Raw genomic sequence first — 18190 nt, 5'->3', positions numbered from 1 at the left:
CCATGTCCCTGTTGTCGAAATCGCCGATGTCGCCGGAGGCGCTGGCCGGCCTGGCCTGTTTCGGCCGCGCCGGCATCGCCGATCTCCTCGAGATGCCGGGGCTGACCGTGCGCGACTACGCCGCGATCGCGCTGCCGGAGGAGATGTCGGCGCTCGCCGTGCTGGCCGAGGACGAGGAGCGCGTCGCCGCGGTGCCGCCGCCGGACCGGCGCGCCTCGATGTTCCTCCATCATGTCCGGGTGCGGACGCCGGAGCCCGGACCCGGCGAGGTGCTGATCGCCGTGATGGCGGCCGGGCTGAACTACAACAGCGTCTGGTCGGCGACCTTCCAGCCGGCCTCGCCGTTCCGCTACCTCAAGCAGTTCTCGTCGTACCGTCCGAAGAACCGGGCTCATCTCGCGCCCTACATGATCATCGGCAGCGACGCCGCCGGCATCGTGCTGCGGCTCGGCCCGGGCGTCGAGAACTGCCGGCCCGGCGACCATGTCTGCATCCATCCCCTGGTGGCCGACGAGCAGGTGAGCGAATGCCACGAGGACTCCATGCTGGCGCCGACCAGCCGGGCGTGGGGGTTCGAGACCAATTTCGGCGCCTATGCCGAGTTCGCGCTGGTGCGGGCCACCCAGATCCTGCCCAAGCCGGCGCATCTCACCTGGGAGGAGGCGGCGACCCTGCCGCTGGTCAACTGCACCGTCTACCGGATGCTGGTGAGCGAGCACGGGGCGAAGCTGCGGGTCGGCGAGAACATGCTGATCTGGGGCGCCGGCGGCGGCCTGGGCATGCTGGCCTGCCAGTACGCGCTGCTGGCCGGCGCGCGGCCACTCGCCGTGGTGTCGAGCGACGAGCGCGCCGCGGCGGTGAGACGCATCGGGGTCGAGGCGGTGATCGACCGCCGCCGCGAGGGCCTGTCGCTGTGGACCGCGGACGGCGCGCCGGACGAGCGCGGCATTGTCAAGCTGCGTCGCATCATGCGCCGCCTGCTCGACGACGAGGATCCGGACGTGGTGTTCGAGCATCCGGGCGCCGAGACGTTCTACGCCAGCGTCACGCTGCTCCGCCACGGCGGCCGGGTCGTCACCTGCGGCTCCAGCAGTGGATACGAGCACCGCTTCGACAATCGCCGCCTGTGGATGCACGTGAAGTCGATCATCGGCAGCCACGGCGCCAACTATCACGAGGCGTGGCTCGCCAACCGGCTGGTCTGCAAGGGGCTGGTGCAGCCGGTGCTGACGCGCTGCGCCCCGATGGCGGAGGGGCCGGCGATGATCGACCTGCTCCAGTCCAACCGCCATGTCGGCAAGTGCGCGCTGCTGTGCCTCGCCCGCGAGGAGGGGCGCGGCGTCACCGATCCGGCGGCGCGCGAGCGCTTCGGAACCGAAGCGTTCCTGGCTGCGGTGAGGCCGCAATGACGGCGCGCGACCCGGCGCCGCCGCACGCCGTCGCGGTGGTCGGCATGGCGGTGCGCAGCGGCGGGGCGGCCGATCTCGCCGGCTTCGATCGCCTGGTGCGCAGCGGCGGCACGGCGATCCGCCGCCTGGAGCGGAGCGAGCTGATCGCCGCCGGCGTGCCGGCCGCGGTCGCCGACGATCCCGACTACCTGCCGTTCGCCGCCCCGATGCCGACCGCGCCGGCGGACGATCTCGTGACTCTCGATCTCGCGGCGCTCGGCATCGCGCCGGAGGAGCGCGACCTCGTCGATCCCCAGCACGTGCTGTTCCTCGACGGGGTGCGGGCGGCGCTCGACGACGCCGGTTACGGGGCGGAGCGGGCGCGACCGCGCACCGGCGTGTTCGCCTGCGCCCGCTACGGGACGCATGGCGGGCTCGCGCTCGATCCCGGCGGGCGCGATCTCGCCGCCGTGGTGCGGCGGCTGGTCGCCACCGAGAAGGACTATCTGGCGACCCGGGTGTCGTTCGCGTTCGATCTGCGCGGCCCCAGCATGACGGTGCAGAGCGCCTGCTCGTCGTCGCTGGTCGCGGTGCATCTCGCCGTACAGCACCTCCTCGCCGGCGAATGCGACATGGCGGTCGCCGGTGGGGTCGCGGTGCTGGATCCGCAATGCGTCGGCTGGTTCGCCCAGGACGGCATCAATCTGTCGCACGACGGCGCTTGCCGGCCGTTCGACGCCGAGGCCTCCGGCACGGTCGGCGGCCACGGGCTCGGCGTCGTGGTGCTGCGCCGGCTCGCCGACGCGCGCGCCGCCGGCGACCGCGTCCACGCGGTCCTGCGCGGCTCCGCCGTCAACAACGACGGCGCCGGCCGGCCCGGCTACACGGCGGCGAGCGCCGCCGGCCAGGCCGAGGTGATGCGCGAGGCGATGGGCATCGCCGAGGTGGCGCCCGAGCACATCGGCTTCGTCGAGACCCACGGCACCGCGGCGCCGCTCGGCGACCTGATCGAGATGACGGCGCTGCGGGCGGCCTTCGGCGATACCGGCCGCTGTGCGCCGGGCGGCTGCGCGCTCGGCGCCGTCAAGGCGAACATCGGCCATCTCGGCGCCGCCGGCGGCGTCGTCGGCCTCATCCGCACCGTTCTGGCCCTGAAGGCGGCGGAGATCCCGCCGCTCGCCGGCTTCCGCCGCCCGCATCCGCAGCTCGGCCTCGACGGCTCGCCGTTTCGCGCCCCGGTCGCGGCGGAGCCGTGGCGGGCGAACGGCGGACCGCGCTGCGCCGGCGTCCATTCGACCGGCTATGGCGGCACCAACGCCCACGTGATCCTGCAGGAGTGGTCCCATGACTGACGCGACGTCGCTTCCGGCGTCCGATGCGGCGGCGGTCGAGGCCGCGGCCGTGCCGCACGACGCGGATGCCGCGCGACAGGCCAAGCCGGTCGTCTTCCTCGGCGTCTTCGCCTGCTATCTCGGCATGACCGTGATCCTGCCGATCGTCTCGCCGCTGGTGCGCGAGCTCGGGCTGAGCGAGAGCCAGGGCGGCTGGATGGTGTCGATCGGCGCCGTCGCGGTGGCGCTGGCGAGCACCGGCTGGGGCCGCTGGAGCGACCGGGTCGGCCGCCGTCCGGTGATCCTGGCCGGCTTCGCCGGGCTCGCCGCGAGCTACGCCGTGTTCACGGCGAGCGCGCTCGCGGGGCTGTCCGGCGTCCTCGCCGGCACCGCGCTGTTCGCCGCCCTGGTGGCCGGGCGCGCCCTGGTCGGCGCCTTCGTCCCGGCGGTGCCGACCGCCGCCCAGGCCTACATGGCGGACGTGACCGACGCGGCCGGACGCAGCGGCGGCATGGCCCTGATCGGCGCCGCCAACGGCATGGCGATGGTGCTCGGCCCGGCGCTCGGCGGCCTGCTGCTGCTCGGCGGCCTGATGTGGCCGCTCTACGCCGCCACGCTGCTGCCGCTGGCGAGCCTCGTGCTGGTGACGGCTCTGCTGCGGCGGACCGCGCCGCGGCCGGCGGCCGTGCCGGAGCGGCTGCCGCCGTGGCGCGCCGGGCTGTGGCCGTGGCTGCTGGTCGGCCTCGCGGTGATGACCGCGATCGTCACGCTGCAGATCAATGCCGGATTCTTCCTCCAGGACCGGCTCGGCCTGACCGCGCTCGCCACCGCCCGGACGCTGGCCGTCGCCCTCACCCTGACGGGGCTCGCCCTCCTGGTCGTGCAGGCGCTGCAGATGCGGCTGCGGTGGCCGGCCGTCCGTCTGGTGGCGGTCGGCCTCCCGGTGCTCGTCGCCGGCGTCGTGGCGCTGCTGCTCGCCGGCGCCTCGCCGTGGGGCTGCTACGCCGCCTTCGTGCTGATCGGGCTCGGCGCCGGGCTGATCCTGCCCGGCTACATGGCGGGCGCCTCGCTGGCCGTGTCCGAGACCCTGCAGGGCTCGGTCGCCGGGCTGGCCTCCGCCGTGCAGGGGGCCGGCATGATCGTCGCCCCGGTGGTGACGACCCGGCTGTACGAGATCGATGCGGCACTGCCGTTCTGGCTGATCGTCGCCGTGCTGGCCGTGGCCCTCGTCGTGTGGGCCGGCGCGCTGCGGATTCGTCCGGCCCGCGGGGGAGACGCCGATGGACATCCGTGACGAGCACGCGCCGGACGGTGGCGCGGCGCTCCCCGGCACCGCTCCCGACCTCGACAGCATCGACGGCCTGTGCGGCTGGCTCGCCCGGGCGACAGGCGTCGACCCGTGCGAGATCGAGCCGGACGTCCCGATGCTCGAGCTCGGCGTCGACTCGATCACCGTGATGCGGCTCGCCACCGCCTGCGCCCGCCAGGGCGTGACGGTGACGTTCGCCGAGCTGATGCGAGAGCCGACCGTCACGGCCTGGGTGAAGATCATCGCGGCCCGGCGGGCGAGCGGGTCGCTTGCGGGCGACACCCCGAACGCCGTGGCTCCACCGGCCGCCGACGCGGTTCCGGCCGCGGACGACGCGGCGTCGTCGTCCGTCGACGATCCGCACGCCCCGTTCCCGCTGACCGACGTGCAGCGCGCCTACTGGCTCGGGCGCAGCGACCTGTTCGAGCTCGGCCGGGTGGCGGCGCACGGCTATGCCGAGATCGAGGCCGGCCTCCTCGACCTCGACCGGCTGGAGCGGGCCCTCGACGCGACGATCGCGCGGCACCCGATGCTGCGGGCCGTGGTCGGCTCCGACGGGACCCAGCGTGTCCTCGCGTCGGTGCCCCGCTATCGCATCGCCCGCGGCGACTGGCGCGGTCTCGCCGAGGCCGACGCCGAGCAGCGCCTGCTCGACACGCGGCAGGCCATGGAGGCGGCCGTGCTCCCGGCCGAGCGCTGGCCGCTGTTCGACATCCGCGCCTCGCTGCTGCCCGGCGAGCGCACCGTGCTGCATGTCGGCTTCGACGTGCTGATCATCGACCTCGCCTCGCTCGAGCGCTGGATGACCGAGTGGCGGGCCGAGTACGACGAGCCCGGCCGCCTCGGCCGCGCCGCGCCGACCGCGCGCTTCGCCGACTATGTCCGGCGGATCGCGACCCTGCGGGCCGAGCTCGCCGGCACCCGCGCCCGGGCCTACTGGGATGCGCGTCGGTCCACCCTGCCGCCGTGCCCGGATCTGCCGCTGGCGCGCGATCCCGCCGAGATCGACGTCTCGCGCTTCGTCCGACGGCAGGCGACGATCGCGCCCGGCGACTGGCTGGTCCTCAAGCATCGCGCCGCCCAGGAGGGGCTGACGCCGTCGAGCCTGCTGCTCGCCGTCTATGCCCAGGCGCTGGCGCAGTGGAGCCGCAGCCGGCACTTCACCATCAACCTGACGCTGTTCAACCGCGACCTCGCCGGCCCGGGGTTCGAGGAGACGCTCGGCGACTTCACCTCGCTGGTGCTGGTCGAGGCGGATCTGCGCCCCTGCGAGGGGTTTTCGGCGGCGGCCCGGCACATCCAGTCGCAGCTCTGGTGCGACCTCGACCACCGGCTGGTGAGCGGCGTCGAGGTGATGGCCCGCTCGGCCGAGCGTCAGCGCGCCCCGCGGCGTGCCACCATGCCGGTGGTGTTCACCAGCGGGGTCGGGATCGGCGGCTATCTCGAGGCGTTCGAGCGGTTCGGGCGGCTGCGCCACGGCGCCACCCAGACGCCGCAGACCTGGATCGACTATCAGGTCGTCGAATATCGGGGCGGAGTCCGCCTGATCTGGGATTCGGTCGACGCGCTGTTTCCCGACGGGCTGATCGGCGACCTGTTCGCCGCCCACACCGGCCTGTTGCGGCGCCTGGTGGCGACGCCGGAGGCCTGGACCACGCCGGTGCCGGCGCTGCGGCCGCCGGCCCAGGCCGCCCGCGCGGCCGCCGCCAATCGCACCGGCCGGCCGGTGGCCGCGGGCCTGCTGCACGCGCCGTTCGTCGAGCAGGCGCGGCTGCGGCCGGAGGCCGTCGCCGTGGTCGCGCCCGACCGCACCCTGACCTACGCGGCGCTCGACCGGGCGAGCGACCGGCTGGCGCAGGCGCTCCTCGACGCGGTGCCGCTCGGGCCCGGCCGGCTGGTCGCCGTCTGTCTGCCGTCGGGCTGGCGGCGGATCGTCGCCGTGCTGGCGGTGCTCAAGGCGGGGGCCGCCTATGTGCCGCTCGATCCGGCGGCCCCGCCGCTGCGGCTGCGCGGCCTGATGGCGACGACGCGCGCCGCCGTGGTCCTCGCCGCGCCCGGCGACGCGCTGCCTTGGGCGGCCGGCGTCGGGGCGCTCGCGGTCGACGACGCCCTGCTCGACGACGCCCTGCTCGACGGTGCCGAAGTCGCCGCGGTCGCCGCGCCGGCGGCGCCGGAGGATCTCGCCTACGTGATCTTCACGTCCGGCTCCACGGGCGAGCCGAAGGGCGTGATGATCGAGCACCGCGCGGCGCTCAACACCGTGCTCGACGTCGCCGCGCGGTACCGCATCGGGGCCGACGACCGGGTGCTCGCCGTGTCGGCGCTGACCTTCGACCTCTCGGTCTTCGACATCTTCGGCGTGCTGGCGGCCGGCGGTGCGCTGGTGCTGCCGGCGCCCGACGAGACGACCGATCCGGCCGCCTGGGCGCGGCTGATCGGGGCGCACCGCGTGACGGTGTGGAACAGCGTGCCGGCGCTGATGCGCCTGCTCGTCGACCACCTGCGCGATCACGACGCGCTCGCCGTGCTGGAGCGCCTGCGCGTCGTGCTGCTGAGCGGCGACTGGCTGCCGCTGCCGCTGGCGCGGGAGATCGCGGCGCTGCCGGGCACGCGCCGCTTCGTCTGCCTGGGCGGTGCCACCGAGGCGGCGATCTGGTCGATCGCGCAGCCGATCGACGCGGTGCCGCCCGACTGGCCGAGCGTTCCCTACGGGTGCCCGCTCGCCAACCAGAGCGTCCACGTGCTCGACGGGCAGCTCGCGCCGCGGCCGGACTGGGTGCCGGGCGATCTCTACATCGGCGGGGCGGGGCTGGCGCGCGGCTACTGGGAGGACGCGGCCCGCACGGCGGCGAGCTTCCTGATCCATCCGGAGACCGGCGAGCGGCTCTACCGCACCGGCGATCTCGGCTGCCGGCTGCCCGACGGGTCGATCCGCTTCCTCGGCCGCGAGGACGATCAGGTCAAGGTCAACGGCCTGCGGGTCGAACTCGGCGAGATCGAGAGCGCGCTGTGCCACGACGAGCGCATCCGCCAGGCCGCCGCGCTGGTGATCCGCTCCGCCGAGGGCGACCGGCTGGTGGCGTTCGTCGTCGACGGCGGCGACGCGGCCGAGGTCGACGCGGCCGGTGTCGGGCCGGTCGACGGCGAGGCCGTCCGCGTCGCCCTGCGCGAGCGGCTGCCGGCCGCCCTGATCCCGACCACCGTGCATCGCATCGCGGCGCTGCCGCTCACCCGCAACGGCAAGATCGACCGGGCGGCGCTGCTCGCCGAGGCGGTCCGGCGGGACGAGGGCGCGGCTCGCGCGGCGGCACCGGCGGCGAGCGAGACCGAGCGGGCCGTGGCGGAGGTCTGGGCCGAGGTGCTGTCGCGGCCGCCGGCCGGCGTCGATCTCAACTTCTTCGAGGCCGGCGGCACATCGCTGCTCGCCATCCGGCTCGGCGACCGGCTGGCGCGCCGGTTCGGGCGGCCCGTCCCGGTGCTGACGGTCTTCCGCAACCCGACCGTCGCGGCGCAGGCCCGCCTGTTCGCCGGCGAGGAGAAGAGCGCCGCGGCCGAGACCGCGATGGTGGAGGCGGCGATGCGGCGCGGCGCCCGCCGCCGCGCGCTGCCGAGCGGCGCGGCGTGACGGCGCCGCCGCAAGCCGACGCCGGCGGGGCGCTCGCGTCCGCGTGCCGGCGCACGCTCGCCGACGGCGGCGTGCTCGTCGTGATGACGACGCTCGACTCCTGGCCGGTCTCCGGCGCCTGCCTGAGCGCGGCGGAGACCGAGCGGCGCGCCCGCTACATGCGCGACGGCGACCGGCGCCGCTTCGCGCTCGGCCGCGCGCTCTTGCGCGCCGCTCTGCCCGGGCAGGCCGGCGTGCCGCTGCTGTTCGGACCCTACGGCAAGCCGTGGCTGCCCGACGGCCCGGCCTTCAGCATCTCGCACGCGGCCGGGACGGTGGCGCTCGCCGTGGCGCCGGCCGAGCCGATCGGGCTCGACGTCGAGGCGCAGGCCGCGTTCGCGCGCCGTGCCGACGAAGCGTTCGCCATCGCCGATGCGGACGAGCGCGCCTGGCTCGGCGCGGGCGACGACGCCGAGCGGCCGATGCGCAGGCTGCGCTGCTGGACCCGCAAGGAGGCGGTGCTGAAGGCGCTCGGGGTCGGCTTCGCCCGGGAGCCGACGACGATCGCGACGCGGCCCGACCTGGTCGCGCCGGTGCTGCCGATCGGCGAGGGGCTGCGGGTCGTGGATCTGGAGGAAGATGGCGGCCGTCACGGCGGCGCCGTCGCCTTCGACGCCGCGACGACATTCGTCCGCGTGATCGCGATCGGCTGCGTCTGGTCGTCACCGTGGGACGGCTGCCGGAGCCTGGCGCGGAATGGCGCGGCGACGTGACATTACAATTCCTATCGAGAGGACCGATTGAGCAAATAACGAGGGCGAGCCGCACGAAACGCGTCGCCGCTCTCGACCTTCTCGCCTAACCAACCCTCGCGCCTGCAACGAACGAGAGGATGGACCGCGGCCATGGACGACTGCAGTCGGATCGACGTCGTCGGCGTGGCGATGCCGTTCGCGCTGGTCCGCGACGGCGAGCAGATCTGCGGCGAAGGCGTGCGCCGCCGCCTGCCGCTGGCGGTGCGTGAACTCGGCACGAACGTCGTGCGGGACTTCCTCGCCGCCGGCGAGCCGGGCGATCCGGCGATCGTCGTCGGCGCGCTGCCGTTCGATCGCGACCGCCCCGCGCATCTCTATCAGCCGTGCCGGTTCGGCCGTGCCCGCACCGCGCCGTGGGCGGAGCCGTCGCCCGCACCTTGCGCCGGCGACGCCGTGCTGTCGGCGATGCCGCATCCGCAGATCTACGCCGCCGGCGTGGCGAGCGCGCTCGCGGCGATCGCCGGCTCGGCGCACGAGGCCTGCCCGCTGCGCAAGGTGGTGCTGGCGCGCAGCCTCGTCGTGAGTGCGGCCGGCGGCTTCGACCTCGCCGCCGTGATCCGCCGCCTCGCCCGCGACCGTGCCGTGACCATCTTCCGGGTGCCGCTCGACACCGGGATGCTGATCGGGGCGACGCCCGAGCTGCTGGTCGAGAAGACCGGCGGGACGGTGGTGTCGTGGCCGCTCGCCGGATCGGCGTGCCGGCGCGCCGACCCGGCCGCCGACGCCGCCGCGGCGCGCGCGCTCCTCGCCTCCGACAAGGACCGGCGTGAGCACGCCGCCGTGGTCGAGGCGATCGCCGACGGCCTGGCGCCGTTCTGCCGGCGCCTCGACGTTCCGTCCGTCCCGTCGCCGGTCGCCACCGCCACCATGTGGCATCTCGGCAGCCGCATCGCGGGCGAGCTGAAGGATCCGGAAGTGTCGTCGCTCGAGCTGGCGGCGCGCCTGCATCCGACGCCGGCGGTGTGCGGCGAGCCGCGCGAGCGCGCCGCCGCGCTGATCCGCGAGCTGGAGCCGTTCGACCGCGGCTTCTACGCCGGCGCGATCGGCTGGACGGACGCCCGTGGCGACGGCCGCTGGTACGTGACGCTGCGTTGCGCCGAGTTCACCGGCTGTACGGCGCGGCTCTATGCCGGCGCCGGCATCGTGCCGGGGTCGGATCCGGGCGAGGAGACCCGCGAGACGCGGGCCAAGTTCGGTGCGCTGCTGGCGGCGCTCGGCGTCGCCGTCGTGGACGACGTCTGAGACACGCACGCGGCCGGGAGGGAGAGACCGACACCATGGGACTGCCCGAGATCGCCGGCTATGCGCTGCCGGCCCGGGACGAGCTGCCGACGTGCCGGGTCGGCTGGCGGCCCGACGCGGCTGCGGCGGCGCTGCTCGTCCACGACATGCAGGGCTACTTCGTGCGCGCCTTTCCGCCGCGCGCGGCGCCGATCGCGCCGATGCTGGCCAACATCGCGCGGCTCGCCGCGCACTGCCGGGCCCGCGGCGTGCCGGTGATCTACAGCGCCCAGCCGGGCCGCCAGGATCCGCGCGACCGCGGCCTGCAGGGCGACATCTGGGGCCCCGGCATGGGCGAGGACGGAGCCGACAGCGACATCGTCGCCGAGCTCGCGCCGGAGCCGGGCGACCTCGTGATCACCAAGTGGCGCTACAGCGCCTTCCAGCGCACCACCCTCGAGCCGATGCTGCGCGCCCGCGGTCGCCGTCAGCTGATCGTGGTCGGCGTCTATGCGCATATCGGCTGCATGCTGACCGCGGCGGACGCCTTCATGCGCGACATCGAGCCCTTCCTGGTGGCCGACGCCGTCGCCGATTTTTCACGCACACGGCACGACGCGGCGCTCGCTTACGTGGCCGACCGCTGCGGCCGCGTGATCTCCACCGACGATCTCCTGAAGATCTTGTGAGGACTGCGATGGAGCTGGCCGGGTTCGACGAACGGGTCGCGATCGTCACCGGGGCCACCGGAGGCATCGGGCGCGCCGTGATGAAGAGCCTGCACGACGCGGGCGCCGTCGTCGCGGCGCTGGATCGCGACGCTGCCGCCTGCGCGGCGCTGGCCCGGGAGATCGGCGCCGGCGCCCATGGCTACGGTCTCGACCTGCGCCGGGCGGACGACATCGATCCCGTGGTCGACCGCGTCGAGCGCGATCTCGGACCGATCGCCTGTCTGGTCAACGTCGCCGGCGTGCTGGTGGCGGCGCCTGCGCTGGAGACCGACGCGGCGGCGTGGGACGCCATGTTCGACGTCAACGCCCGCGGCGCCTTTCTCGTCTCCCGCGCCGTGGCGCGCCGGATGCTGCCGCGCCGGCAGGGCGGCATCGTCACGGTGGCGTCCAACGCGGCCGGCGTGCCGCGCCACGGCATGGCGGCCTATGCGGCCTCGAAGGCGGCGGCCGTGATGATCACGCGCAGCCTCGGCCTCGAGCTCGGCCGCCACGGCATCCGCTGCAACGTGGTGGCGCCGGGCTCGACCCGCACCGCCATGCTCTCCGCCCTGTGGAGGGATCCGTCGGACGAGGCGCAGGTGATCGCCGGCTCGCTGGAGACGTTCAAGCCCGGGATTCCGCTCGGCCGCATCGGCGAGCCGCAGGATGTCGCGAACGCCGTGCTGTTCCTGCTTTCCGACCAAGCTGCGCACGTCACCATGGCGGTGGTCGCTGTCGACGGAGGTGCCGCCCAGACGACGTGAGCGGCGCCGGTGCGGTCGTCGTCCGTCCGGTCGTCGCAGCCCGGCGCGTGCGCCGTGGTCGGGGCACAAAATCGATAGCGGGATCGGCCGCCGTGCCGCATGGTCGATGCTCGGTTCCCCGCTTGTTTCGAGAGTTTCCAGACAGTTCCGGGCTGCGTGCCCGCATCCGTGGACCGGTTCGGCCGTGAAGCTCCTGCGCTCCGTTTCCATCGTCGGCGTCCTCGGCCTCCTCGCCGCCGGGAGCTGGTGGTGGCTCGTCGGACGCGGCCCGGCGGTCGCGACGGTCGGGCTCACCCGCGGCACCGCGGCCCAGATCGTCTACGCGACCGGCGTGGTCGAGCCGGTGACCTGGGCCAAGATCGGGCCGGCGGTGCGCGGCCGCATCGTCGCGCGCTGCCGCTGCGAGGGGCAGACCGTCGCCGCCGGGCACGTGCTCGCGCGGCTCGACGACCGCGAGGCGCGCCATACCCTGCAGGAGCTCGAGGCGCGGCGTGATCAGGCGCGGCGCGATCGCGACCGTCAGGTCGAGCTCGCCGCCCGCGGCGTCGCGGCGCCGCAGGCGCAGGAGCGCGCCCTCACCGAGCTGCGTCAGCTCGAGGCGCTGATCGCCGCCCAGGCCGAGCGCATCGAGAACTACCGCCTGGTGGCGCCGCTCGCCGGCATGGTGCTGCGCGAGGACGGCGAGGTCGGCGAGATGGTCGACACCGCGGCGGTGCTCTACCGGGTCGGCGAGCCGCGGCCGCTGCGGCTCGTCGCCGAGGTGAACGAGGAGGACATCCCGCTCGTCGCGGTCGGCCAGCGCGTCTGGATCCGGGCCGACGCGTTCCCGGACCGCGACCTCGAAGCCCGCGTGCACGACATCACGCCGGCCGGCGACGCGGTCGCCAAGACGTTCCGGGTGCGCATCCGGCTGCCCGACGACACGCCGCTGGCGATCGGGATGAGCGTCGAGGCCAACATCGTGGTGCGCGAGCAGGCCGGTGCGCTGCTGGCGCCGATCGAGGCGGTGCGCGACGGCGCCGTGTTCGTCATCGAGGGCGGCCGTGCAGTGCGCCGCCCGGTCCGCACCGGCATCCGCGGTCCACGCACCGTCGAGATCGTCGCCGGCCTCGCCGACGAGGACCGGCCGATCTCGCCGGCGCCGCCGGCGAGCCGGGCCGGCGGCCGGGTCCGCGACGTCGCGGCCGCGGCTGCCGCGACCCCGACCGCCACCGCCGCAGCGCAGAGTGGCCCGCGATGAGCCTGGTGCTGGAGATCGCCACGACGCATGTGCGGGCGCGGGCCCGCCAGTCGCTGGTCGCGGTGCTCGGCGTCGCCACCGGGGTCGGATTCGCCATCATGATGTCCGCTCTGATGCAGGGCTCTCAGGTCGATTTCGTCCAGGCCCTGGTGAACGCCCTGCCGCACATCACGCTGAGCGACGACCGGCCGGCTCCCACCGTGCAGCCGGCCGAGCGCCTCTACGCCAGTGCCGAGATTCACGGGCTGATCCCGCACAGGCGGCGCAAGGGCATCAAGAACCCGCTCGCCACCATGGCGGCGCTGGAAGGCTGGATGCCGGGGGCGATCGCGCCGGCCGTCAACACCCAGGTGATCATGAGCTACTCCGGCCGCGACGTCTCGGCGACCGTGGTGGGGGTCGACCCGGCGCGCGAGCCGCAGGTCTCCAACCTCGCCGTCAAGATGCGGCAGGGCACGATCCGCTCGCTCTATCGCGCCACCAACGGGGTGCTGCTCGGCTCGCGGCTGGCCCGCAAGATCGGCGCGCGCGTCGGCTCCAACGTGTCCCTGACGCCGCCCAACAACGTGCGCATGAATGCCGAGGTGGTCGGCATCTTCCATCTCGGCGTGCGGACCGCCGACGAGGGGACCATCTACACGCTGGCCAAGACGGCGCAGATCCTCGCCGACCAGATCGGGCTCGTCAACGAGATGCGCTTCAAGCTCGCCGATCCGATGATCGCCCGCGACGTCGCCGGACGGATCACGGCCGAGACCGGCTACCTCGCGGTGAGCTGGGACGAGGCGCACGAGGAGCTGCTGTCGGCCTTCCGGCTGCGCGAGAACATCACGGTGCTGATGATCGGGGCGATCCTGCTGGTGGCGAGCTTCGGCACCTACAACATCGTCTCCACCATCACGCACGAGAAGGCGCGCGACATCGCCATCATGAAGTCGCTCGGGCTGCGCGAGCGGACGGTGCGGCGCATCTTCGTGCTGGAGGCGCTGATGATCGGCGCCGCCGGCGCGGCCCTCGGCTCGCTGCTCGGATTCGCGCTGTGCCTGTTCCTCGGCTCGCTGGAGTTCGAGTTCTCCGCCTTCACCGACATGACCCGGATGCCGATCCTCTATTCGCCGGCCCACTACGTGACGGCGACGGCGGTCGCGCTGGTGTCGTCGGGTGTCGCCGGCTTCCTGCCGGCCCGCAAGGCGGCGCGCCAGCATCCGGTCGCGATCATCCGGGGGGCGACGTGAGCGCCGCCGCCCCGGTAGCCCCCACCGGTCCGCTGATCGAGGCGGTGCGGCTCACCCGCGTGCTGCCCGAGACCGTGCCGGTGACGCTGGTCGAGGATGCCGACCTCGCCGTGGCGGCCGGCGAGTTCGTCGCCGTCACCGGCCCGTCCGGCTCGGGCAAGTCGTCGCTGCTCTATCTGCTCGGCCTGCTCGACCAGCCGAGCCGCGGCGAGATCCGGCTGCTCGGGGCGCCGACCGCGGGGCTCGACGGCGACGCGCGGGCGCGGCTGCGGCTCGCGACGCTCGGCTTCGTCTTCCAGTTCCACTTCCTGCTGCCCGAGTTCACGGCGCGCGACAACGTCATGCTGCCGATGCGGGCGCTCGGTCGCGTGGGCGCGGCCGAGATGCGCGAGCGGGCCGAGGCGATCCTGGCGAGCCTCGGCCTCGCCGACCACGCCGGCAAGCGGCCGGACCAGATGTCGGGCGGCCAGCGGCAGCGGGTCGCCGTGGCGCGCGCGCTCGCCAACGCGCCGGCCGTGATCCTCGCCGACGAGCCGACCGGCTCGCTCGACACCCGCTCGGGCGAGCAGGTGTTCCGGCTGCTGCGCGACCTCGTCGACCGTGACGGCACCACCGTGGTGGCCGTCACCCATTCGCCCGAGTTCGCCGCCGGGGCCGACCGGCGCATCCACATGGTCGACGGCCGCATCGTCGACGACGAGAGGCGGCCGTGACGACGCTCTCCGAGCCCGCGACGATCACCGGCGACGGCACCGCCGCGCGCGCGCCGGCGGGACGGCCCGACCAGGCCGCGGCGCTGCGCTTCCTGCTCGGCGAGATGCGGGCGCACCGGGCCGCCGTGGTCGCCGGCGTCGGGCTCGCCGTGCTGGGCGGCGTGCTCTCCTTCGCGCCGCAGTTCTGGCTGTGGTGGCTGTTCGGGCCGGGCGCCGGCGATCATCAGGCCGCGGGCGTCGCCGTGGTGATCGCCGCCGTGGTGGCGGGGCGCGCCGCGACGGCGCTGTCGGGCGGGCTCGCCCATCGGGTCGCCTTCCGGATCCAGGCGCGGCTGCGGGTCGCGGCGCTCGCGGCGCTCGGGCGCACCGCGCTCGGCTTCCTGGTCGGGCGGCATTCCGGATCGCTGCGCAAGATCGTGCTCGACGACATCGACAAGCTGGAGGACGGCATCGCCCATCTGGTGCCGGAGACGACCGCGGCCGTGTGCGCGCCGCTGGTGGCGCTGGCGAGCCTCGTCGTGCTGGACTGGCGGCTGGCGCTGGCGGCGCTTCTCCCGTCGCTCGCCGGCCTCGCGCTGTTCGCCGGCTTCATGCGGCGCGGCGAGGGCGCGGCACGCGCCTATTACGAGATCGTCGGCCGCATCGGCGCGGCGACCGCGGACGCGGTGCGCGCCGTGCCGACCATGAAGGTGTTCCGCCAGGACGGCGCGGCGCTGGCCGAGATCGACCGGCTGTACGACCGCTACGTCGCCTTCGCGCACGCCTGGATCGCCGACCTCGCGCGGCCGATGGGGATCGCCAACGGGGTGATGTCGTCGAGCGCCGCCGCGACGGCGGCGGCCGGCGTCGTGCTGGTCGGCCTCGGCGCCGTCGACTGGCCGACCGCGCTGGTCGCGGTCGCCTTCGCGCTCGGCATCGACGACCTGTTCACCTCGGCCACCAGCCTGTCGTTCCGGGTCGAGCAGATCGCCGAGTCGCACGCGCTCGTGCGCACGCTGCTCGACGCGCCGCCACAGGCCGTGCCGGCCGTGCCGCGGCGGCCCGCCGGGGCCGCGCTCGCCTTCGAGGACGTGAGCTTCCGTTACGGGGCGCGATCGGCCCTCGACCGCGTGAGCTTCGTCGTCCCGGCCGGATCGGTCGCCGCGGTGGTCGGCCCGAGCGGCGCCGGCAAGAGCACGATCGTTCGGCTGATCGGACGCTTCTTCGACGTCGACGAAGGGCGCATCGCGATCGGCGGCGTCGACCTGCGCGACATGGATGCGGACACGCTCGCCGCCACGGTGTCGTTCGTGCTGCAGGACGTCTTCCTGTTCCGCGGGACCATCGCCGACAACATCGCGCTCGGCCGCCCCGGCGCCTCCCGGGCCGAGATCGAGACGGCCGCCCGGCGGGCCCGCGCCGACGATTTCGTCCGCCGCCTGCCGGACGGCTACGACACCGTGCTGGACGATCGCGGCGCCGGCCTCTCGGGCGGCGAGCGCCAGCGCCTGTCGATCGCCCGGGCACTGCTGCGCGACACGCCCGTGCTGGTGCTCGACGAGGCGACCGCCTACGCGGATCCGGAGAACGAGGTGCTGATCCAGGCGGCGCTCGACGAGATCGTCCGCGGCCGCACCGTGATCGTGGTGGCGCACCGGCTGCGCACCGTCTGCCGGGCCGACCGCATCCTGGTGCTCGATCGCGGCCGGCTGGTGGAGGCGGGCCGCCACGACGACCTGATGGGGGCGGACGGACTCTATGCGCGGCTGTGGCGCCGCCAGACGGACGATGCGCCTGACGCCGGCGACGCGGCCGGCATCGCGGGGGAGGGGGCGGCATGAGGCTGACCGGTCTTCTCGCCCGCGTGCCGCCCGGCGTCCGGCGCGGGCTCCTGCTGCAACTCGTGCTCCACGCCGTCGCCGGGCTGGCCGGGGCGCTCGCGGTCGCCGCCGTCGCCCTGCCGGGCCTCGTAGCGCCGGGCGACGTCGCCGGGCCGGGCCTGCTCGCCGGGCTCGGCGTGGCGGCCGCCGTCGCCGGGCGGATCGTCGCCACGGTCGCGGCCGGCCGGGTCGGCATGCCGGCGGCCTTCGCGCTGACCACGGGGCTGCGCCGCATGCTGCTCCGCCACGTCGTCGACGTGCCGCTCGGCACCTTCTCGCGCTGGTCTTCGGCACGGCTCGGCCTGGTCGCCACCGACCAGGTCCGCAAGGTCGAGATCGCCGTCAGCTTCGCGGCCGGGGAACTCGCAGCCTGCGCCGGGACGGCGGCGGCCCTGGTCGCGCTGGCCGCGGTGTTGAGCGTGCCGGTCGGCCTCGCAGCGGTCGCCGGCGTCGCGCTGCACGCCGCGACCAGCCTGTGGAGCGACCGCCTGATCGGCGGCGCCCTCGCGCAGCTCGCGCCGGCGACCACCGACGCGGCGCGGCGGATCGAGGAGCACGTGCAGGGGCTCGCCACCATCCGGGCGCAGGGCGCGCGGGCTTCGCGCGAGGCGGCGCTCGCCACGGCGGTCGGGCGCGTCCGCGACATCCTGACGGCGCAGAGCCTGATGGTCTCCGGAGCGGTGCGATCGGGCGCCGTGGTGACCGACGTCGCCGTGATCCTCGGGGTCGCTCTCGCGTTGGCGTCCGCGGCGGACGTGCCCGGCGGGGCGGCGCCCGGCGGTCTGGCGCTCGTCGCCTGCGCCGGCGTGCTGGCGCTCGGCGCCAACCGGGCGCTGGCGCGCGCCTCGGCCTATCTCGCCTTCCTGCGGCTCGGCGAGGGCGCCGCCCGCGAGGTCGACGCCTTCCTGGCCGAGCCGGTGCTGCCGCGGGCGGCCCCGGCCGCGACGCCGGAGCGGTTCGACATCACCTTCCGGGACGTCGCGCTGACCTACGAGGGACGGGACGCGACCGCCTTGTCCGGCCTCTCCTTCGCGGCGCCGGCCGGGCGCGTGACGGCGATCGTCGGCCCGAGCGGCGCCGGCAAGAGCTCGATCCTCGGCCTCGTCGCCCGCCATCGCGATCCGGTCGCCGGGACGGTCGAGATCGGCGGCGTCGACATCCGCCGCATCCCGCCCGACGACCTCGCCCGGCTGGTCACCTTCGTCGAGCAGGAGCCGTTCCTGTTCGACCGCTCGCTCGCCGAGAACGTGAGGCTGGGACGGCCCGGCGCGACCGACGCCGAGCTCGAGGCGCTCGCCCGCGACGTCGGCCTCGACGAGGTGGTGGCGAATCTGGCGGCCGGCTGGGACACGGTCGTCGGCGAGGCCGGCGGCACGCTGTCGGGGGGCGAGCGCCAGCGCGTGGCGATCGCCCGCGCCGTGCTGGCCGAGGCGCCGATCGTGCTGCTCGACGAGGCGACCTCGTCGCTCGACGCCGACACCGAGGCCCTGGTCCGCCGCGCGCTGGCGCGCCGCTTCGCCGGCCGCACCGTGCTGATCGTCACGCATCGCCTGTCGATCGCCGCGGCGGCGGACCGCATCGTCGTCGTCGACGACGGCCGCGTCGTCGGGACCGGCACGCATGCGGAACTCGTCGCCGCCGGCGGCGTCTATGCGCGCTTCTGGGCGGCCGAGCAGCGGGCCGCCGCGTGGCGCCTGTCGACAGCCGCGGGCGACGGCGAGGCGACGCCGGCCGCGACGTGATCAGTTTCGAAGCGTTCTGATCGGTGGCTCCGACGTGTGTCGGCGCACATTTCCACGATTCGGCGCACCATCCACCGCGTCATGATTCCTCGGCTGTGCCTAGAGTTGCCGGACCGCCGGTGCTGTGGGGCTCAGGGGACGCCGGCCGGTCCTGTCCTGTCCGTGTGGCGGGACGGTGCGAGCATGCTCGGAGAACGCCGGCGGCGCCGGCGAGAACAATCCGGTCGCTGCGGTCGCTCGTCCCAGGCCGTCGCGGAGC

At 74.8% G+C, this 18190-nt stretch carries 13 protein-coding genes; all 13 read left to right on the top strand.

Features of this window, described 5'->3' with window-relative positions:
* Positions 1 to 2: 2 nt before the first annotated feature.
* Positions 3 to 1409, top strand: coding sequence for a crotonyl-CoA carboxylase/reductase (gene ccrA, locus J2S22_RS05670; protein WP_272779029.1), 1407 nt, complete (start codon positions 3 to 5; stop codon positions 1407 to 1409).
* Positions 1406 to 2740 carry a beta-ketoacyl [acyl carrier protein] synthase domain-containing protein gene (locus J2S22_RS05665; RefSeq protein WP_272779030.1) on the top strand — a complete coding sequence of 445 codons (1335 nt, stop codon included), beginning with the start codon at positions 1406 to 1408 and terminating at the stop codon, positions 2738 to 2740. The genes ccrA and J2S22_RS05665 overlap by 4 nt, the downstream gene beginning before the upstream one ends.
* The gene (locus tag J2S22_RS05660; RefSeq protein ID WP_272779031.1) at positions 2733 to 4013 is read left to right on the top strand and encodes an MFS transporter; all 1281 of its coding nucleotides are present in this window, start codon (positions 2733 to 2735) and stop codon (positions 4011 to 4013) included. The genes J2S22_RS05665 and J2S22_RS05660 overlap by 8 nt, the downstream gene beginning before the upstream one ends.
* Complete coding sequence (locus J2S22_RS05655; RefSeq protein ID WP_272779032.1) at positions 4000 to 7653, top strand: non-ribosomal peptide synthetase; 3654 nt, start codon at positions 4000 to 4002, stop codon at positions 7651 to 7653. Before J2S22_RS05660 ends, J2S22_RS05655 begins: the two co-directional genes overlap by 14 nt.
* Entirely contained in the window at positions 7650 to 8405 is a 756-nt protein-coding gene (locus J2S22_RS05650; protein WP_272779033.1) for a 4'-phosphopantetheinyl transferase family protein, read from the top strand. The genes J2S22_RS05655 and J2S22_RS05650 overlap by 4 nt, the downstream gene beginning before the upstream one ends.
* Positions 8406 to 8537: 132 nt before the next feature.
* Positions 8538 to 9689 (top strand): isochorismate synthase, encoded by a 1152-nt coding sequence (locus J2S22_RS05645; RefSeq protein ID WP_272779034.1) that lies wholly within the window; start codon positions 8538 to 8540, stop codon positions 9687 to 9689.
* 35 nt (positions 9690 to 9724) lie between these two features.
* Complete coding sequence (locus tag J2S22_RS05640) at positions 9725 to 10357, top strand: isochorismatase family protein (protein ID WP_272779035.1); 633 nt, start codon at positions 9725 to 9727, stop codon at positions 10355 to 10357.
* Complete coding sequence (locus J2S22_RS05635) at positions 10354 to 11142, top strand: SDR family oxidoreductase (RefSeq protein ID WP_272779036.1); 789 nt, start codon at positions 10354 to 10356, stop codon at positions 11140 to 11142. Before J2S22_RS05640 ends, J2S22_RS05635 begins: the two co-directional genes overlap by 4 nt.
* 193 nt (positions 11143 to 11335) lie before the next feature.
* Positions 11336 to 12382 carry an efflux RND transporter periplasmic adaptor subunit gene (locus tag J2S22_RS05630; RefSeq protein ID WP_284701114.1) on the top strand — a complete coding sequence of 349 codons (1047 nt, stop codon included), beginning with the start codon at positions 11336 to 11338 and terminating at the stop codon, positions 12380 to 12382.
* A complete protein-coding gene (locus J2S22_RS05625; RefSeq protein WP_272779038.1) occupies positions 12379 to 13617 on the top strand; it encodes an ABC transporter permease in 1239 nt (412 codons plus the stop codon). The genes J2S22_RS05630 and J2S22_RS05625 overlap by 4 nt, the downstream gene beginning before the upstream one ends.
* Positions 13614 to 14330, top strand: a complete 717-nt coding sequence (locus J2S22_RS05620) for an ABC transporter ATP-binding protein (RefSeq protein ID WP_272840350.1) — start codon at positions 13614 to 13616, stop codon at positions 14328 to 14330. Before J2S22_RS05625 ends, J2S22_RS05620 begins: the two co-directional genes overlap by 4 nt.
* Entirely contained in the window at positions 14327 to 16150 is a 1824-nt protein-coding gene (locus J2S22_RS05615) for an ABC transporter ATP-binding protein (protein WP_272779040.1), read from the top strand. The genes J2S22_RS05620 and J2S22_RS05615 overlap by 4 nt, the downstream gene beginning before the upstream one ends.
* Positions 16147 to 17931 carry an ABC transporter ATP-binding protein gene (locus J2S22_RS05610; protein ID WP_272779041.1) on the top strand — a complete coding sequence of 595 codons (1785 nt, stop codon included), beginning with the start codon at positions 16147 to 16149 and terminating at the stop codon, positions 17929 to 17931. The genes J2S22_RS05615 and J2S22_RS05610 overlap by 4 nt, the downstream gene beginning before the upstream one ends.
* The last annotated feature ends 259 nt before the right edge of the window (positions 17932 to 18190 follow it).

Origin of the sequence: Rhodoplanes tepidamans, from assembly GCF_030813915.1 — a bacterium.
Classification (GTDB): Bacteria; Pseudomonadota; Alphaproteobacteria; order Rhizobiales; family Xanthobacteraceae; genus Rhodoplanes; species Rhodoplanes tepidamans.
The sequence above is the reverse complement of the archived record's forward strand: the minus strand, read 5'-3'. Positions and strand labels throughout refer to the sequence as shown.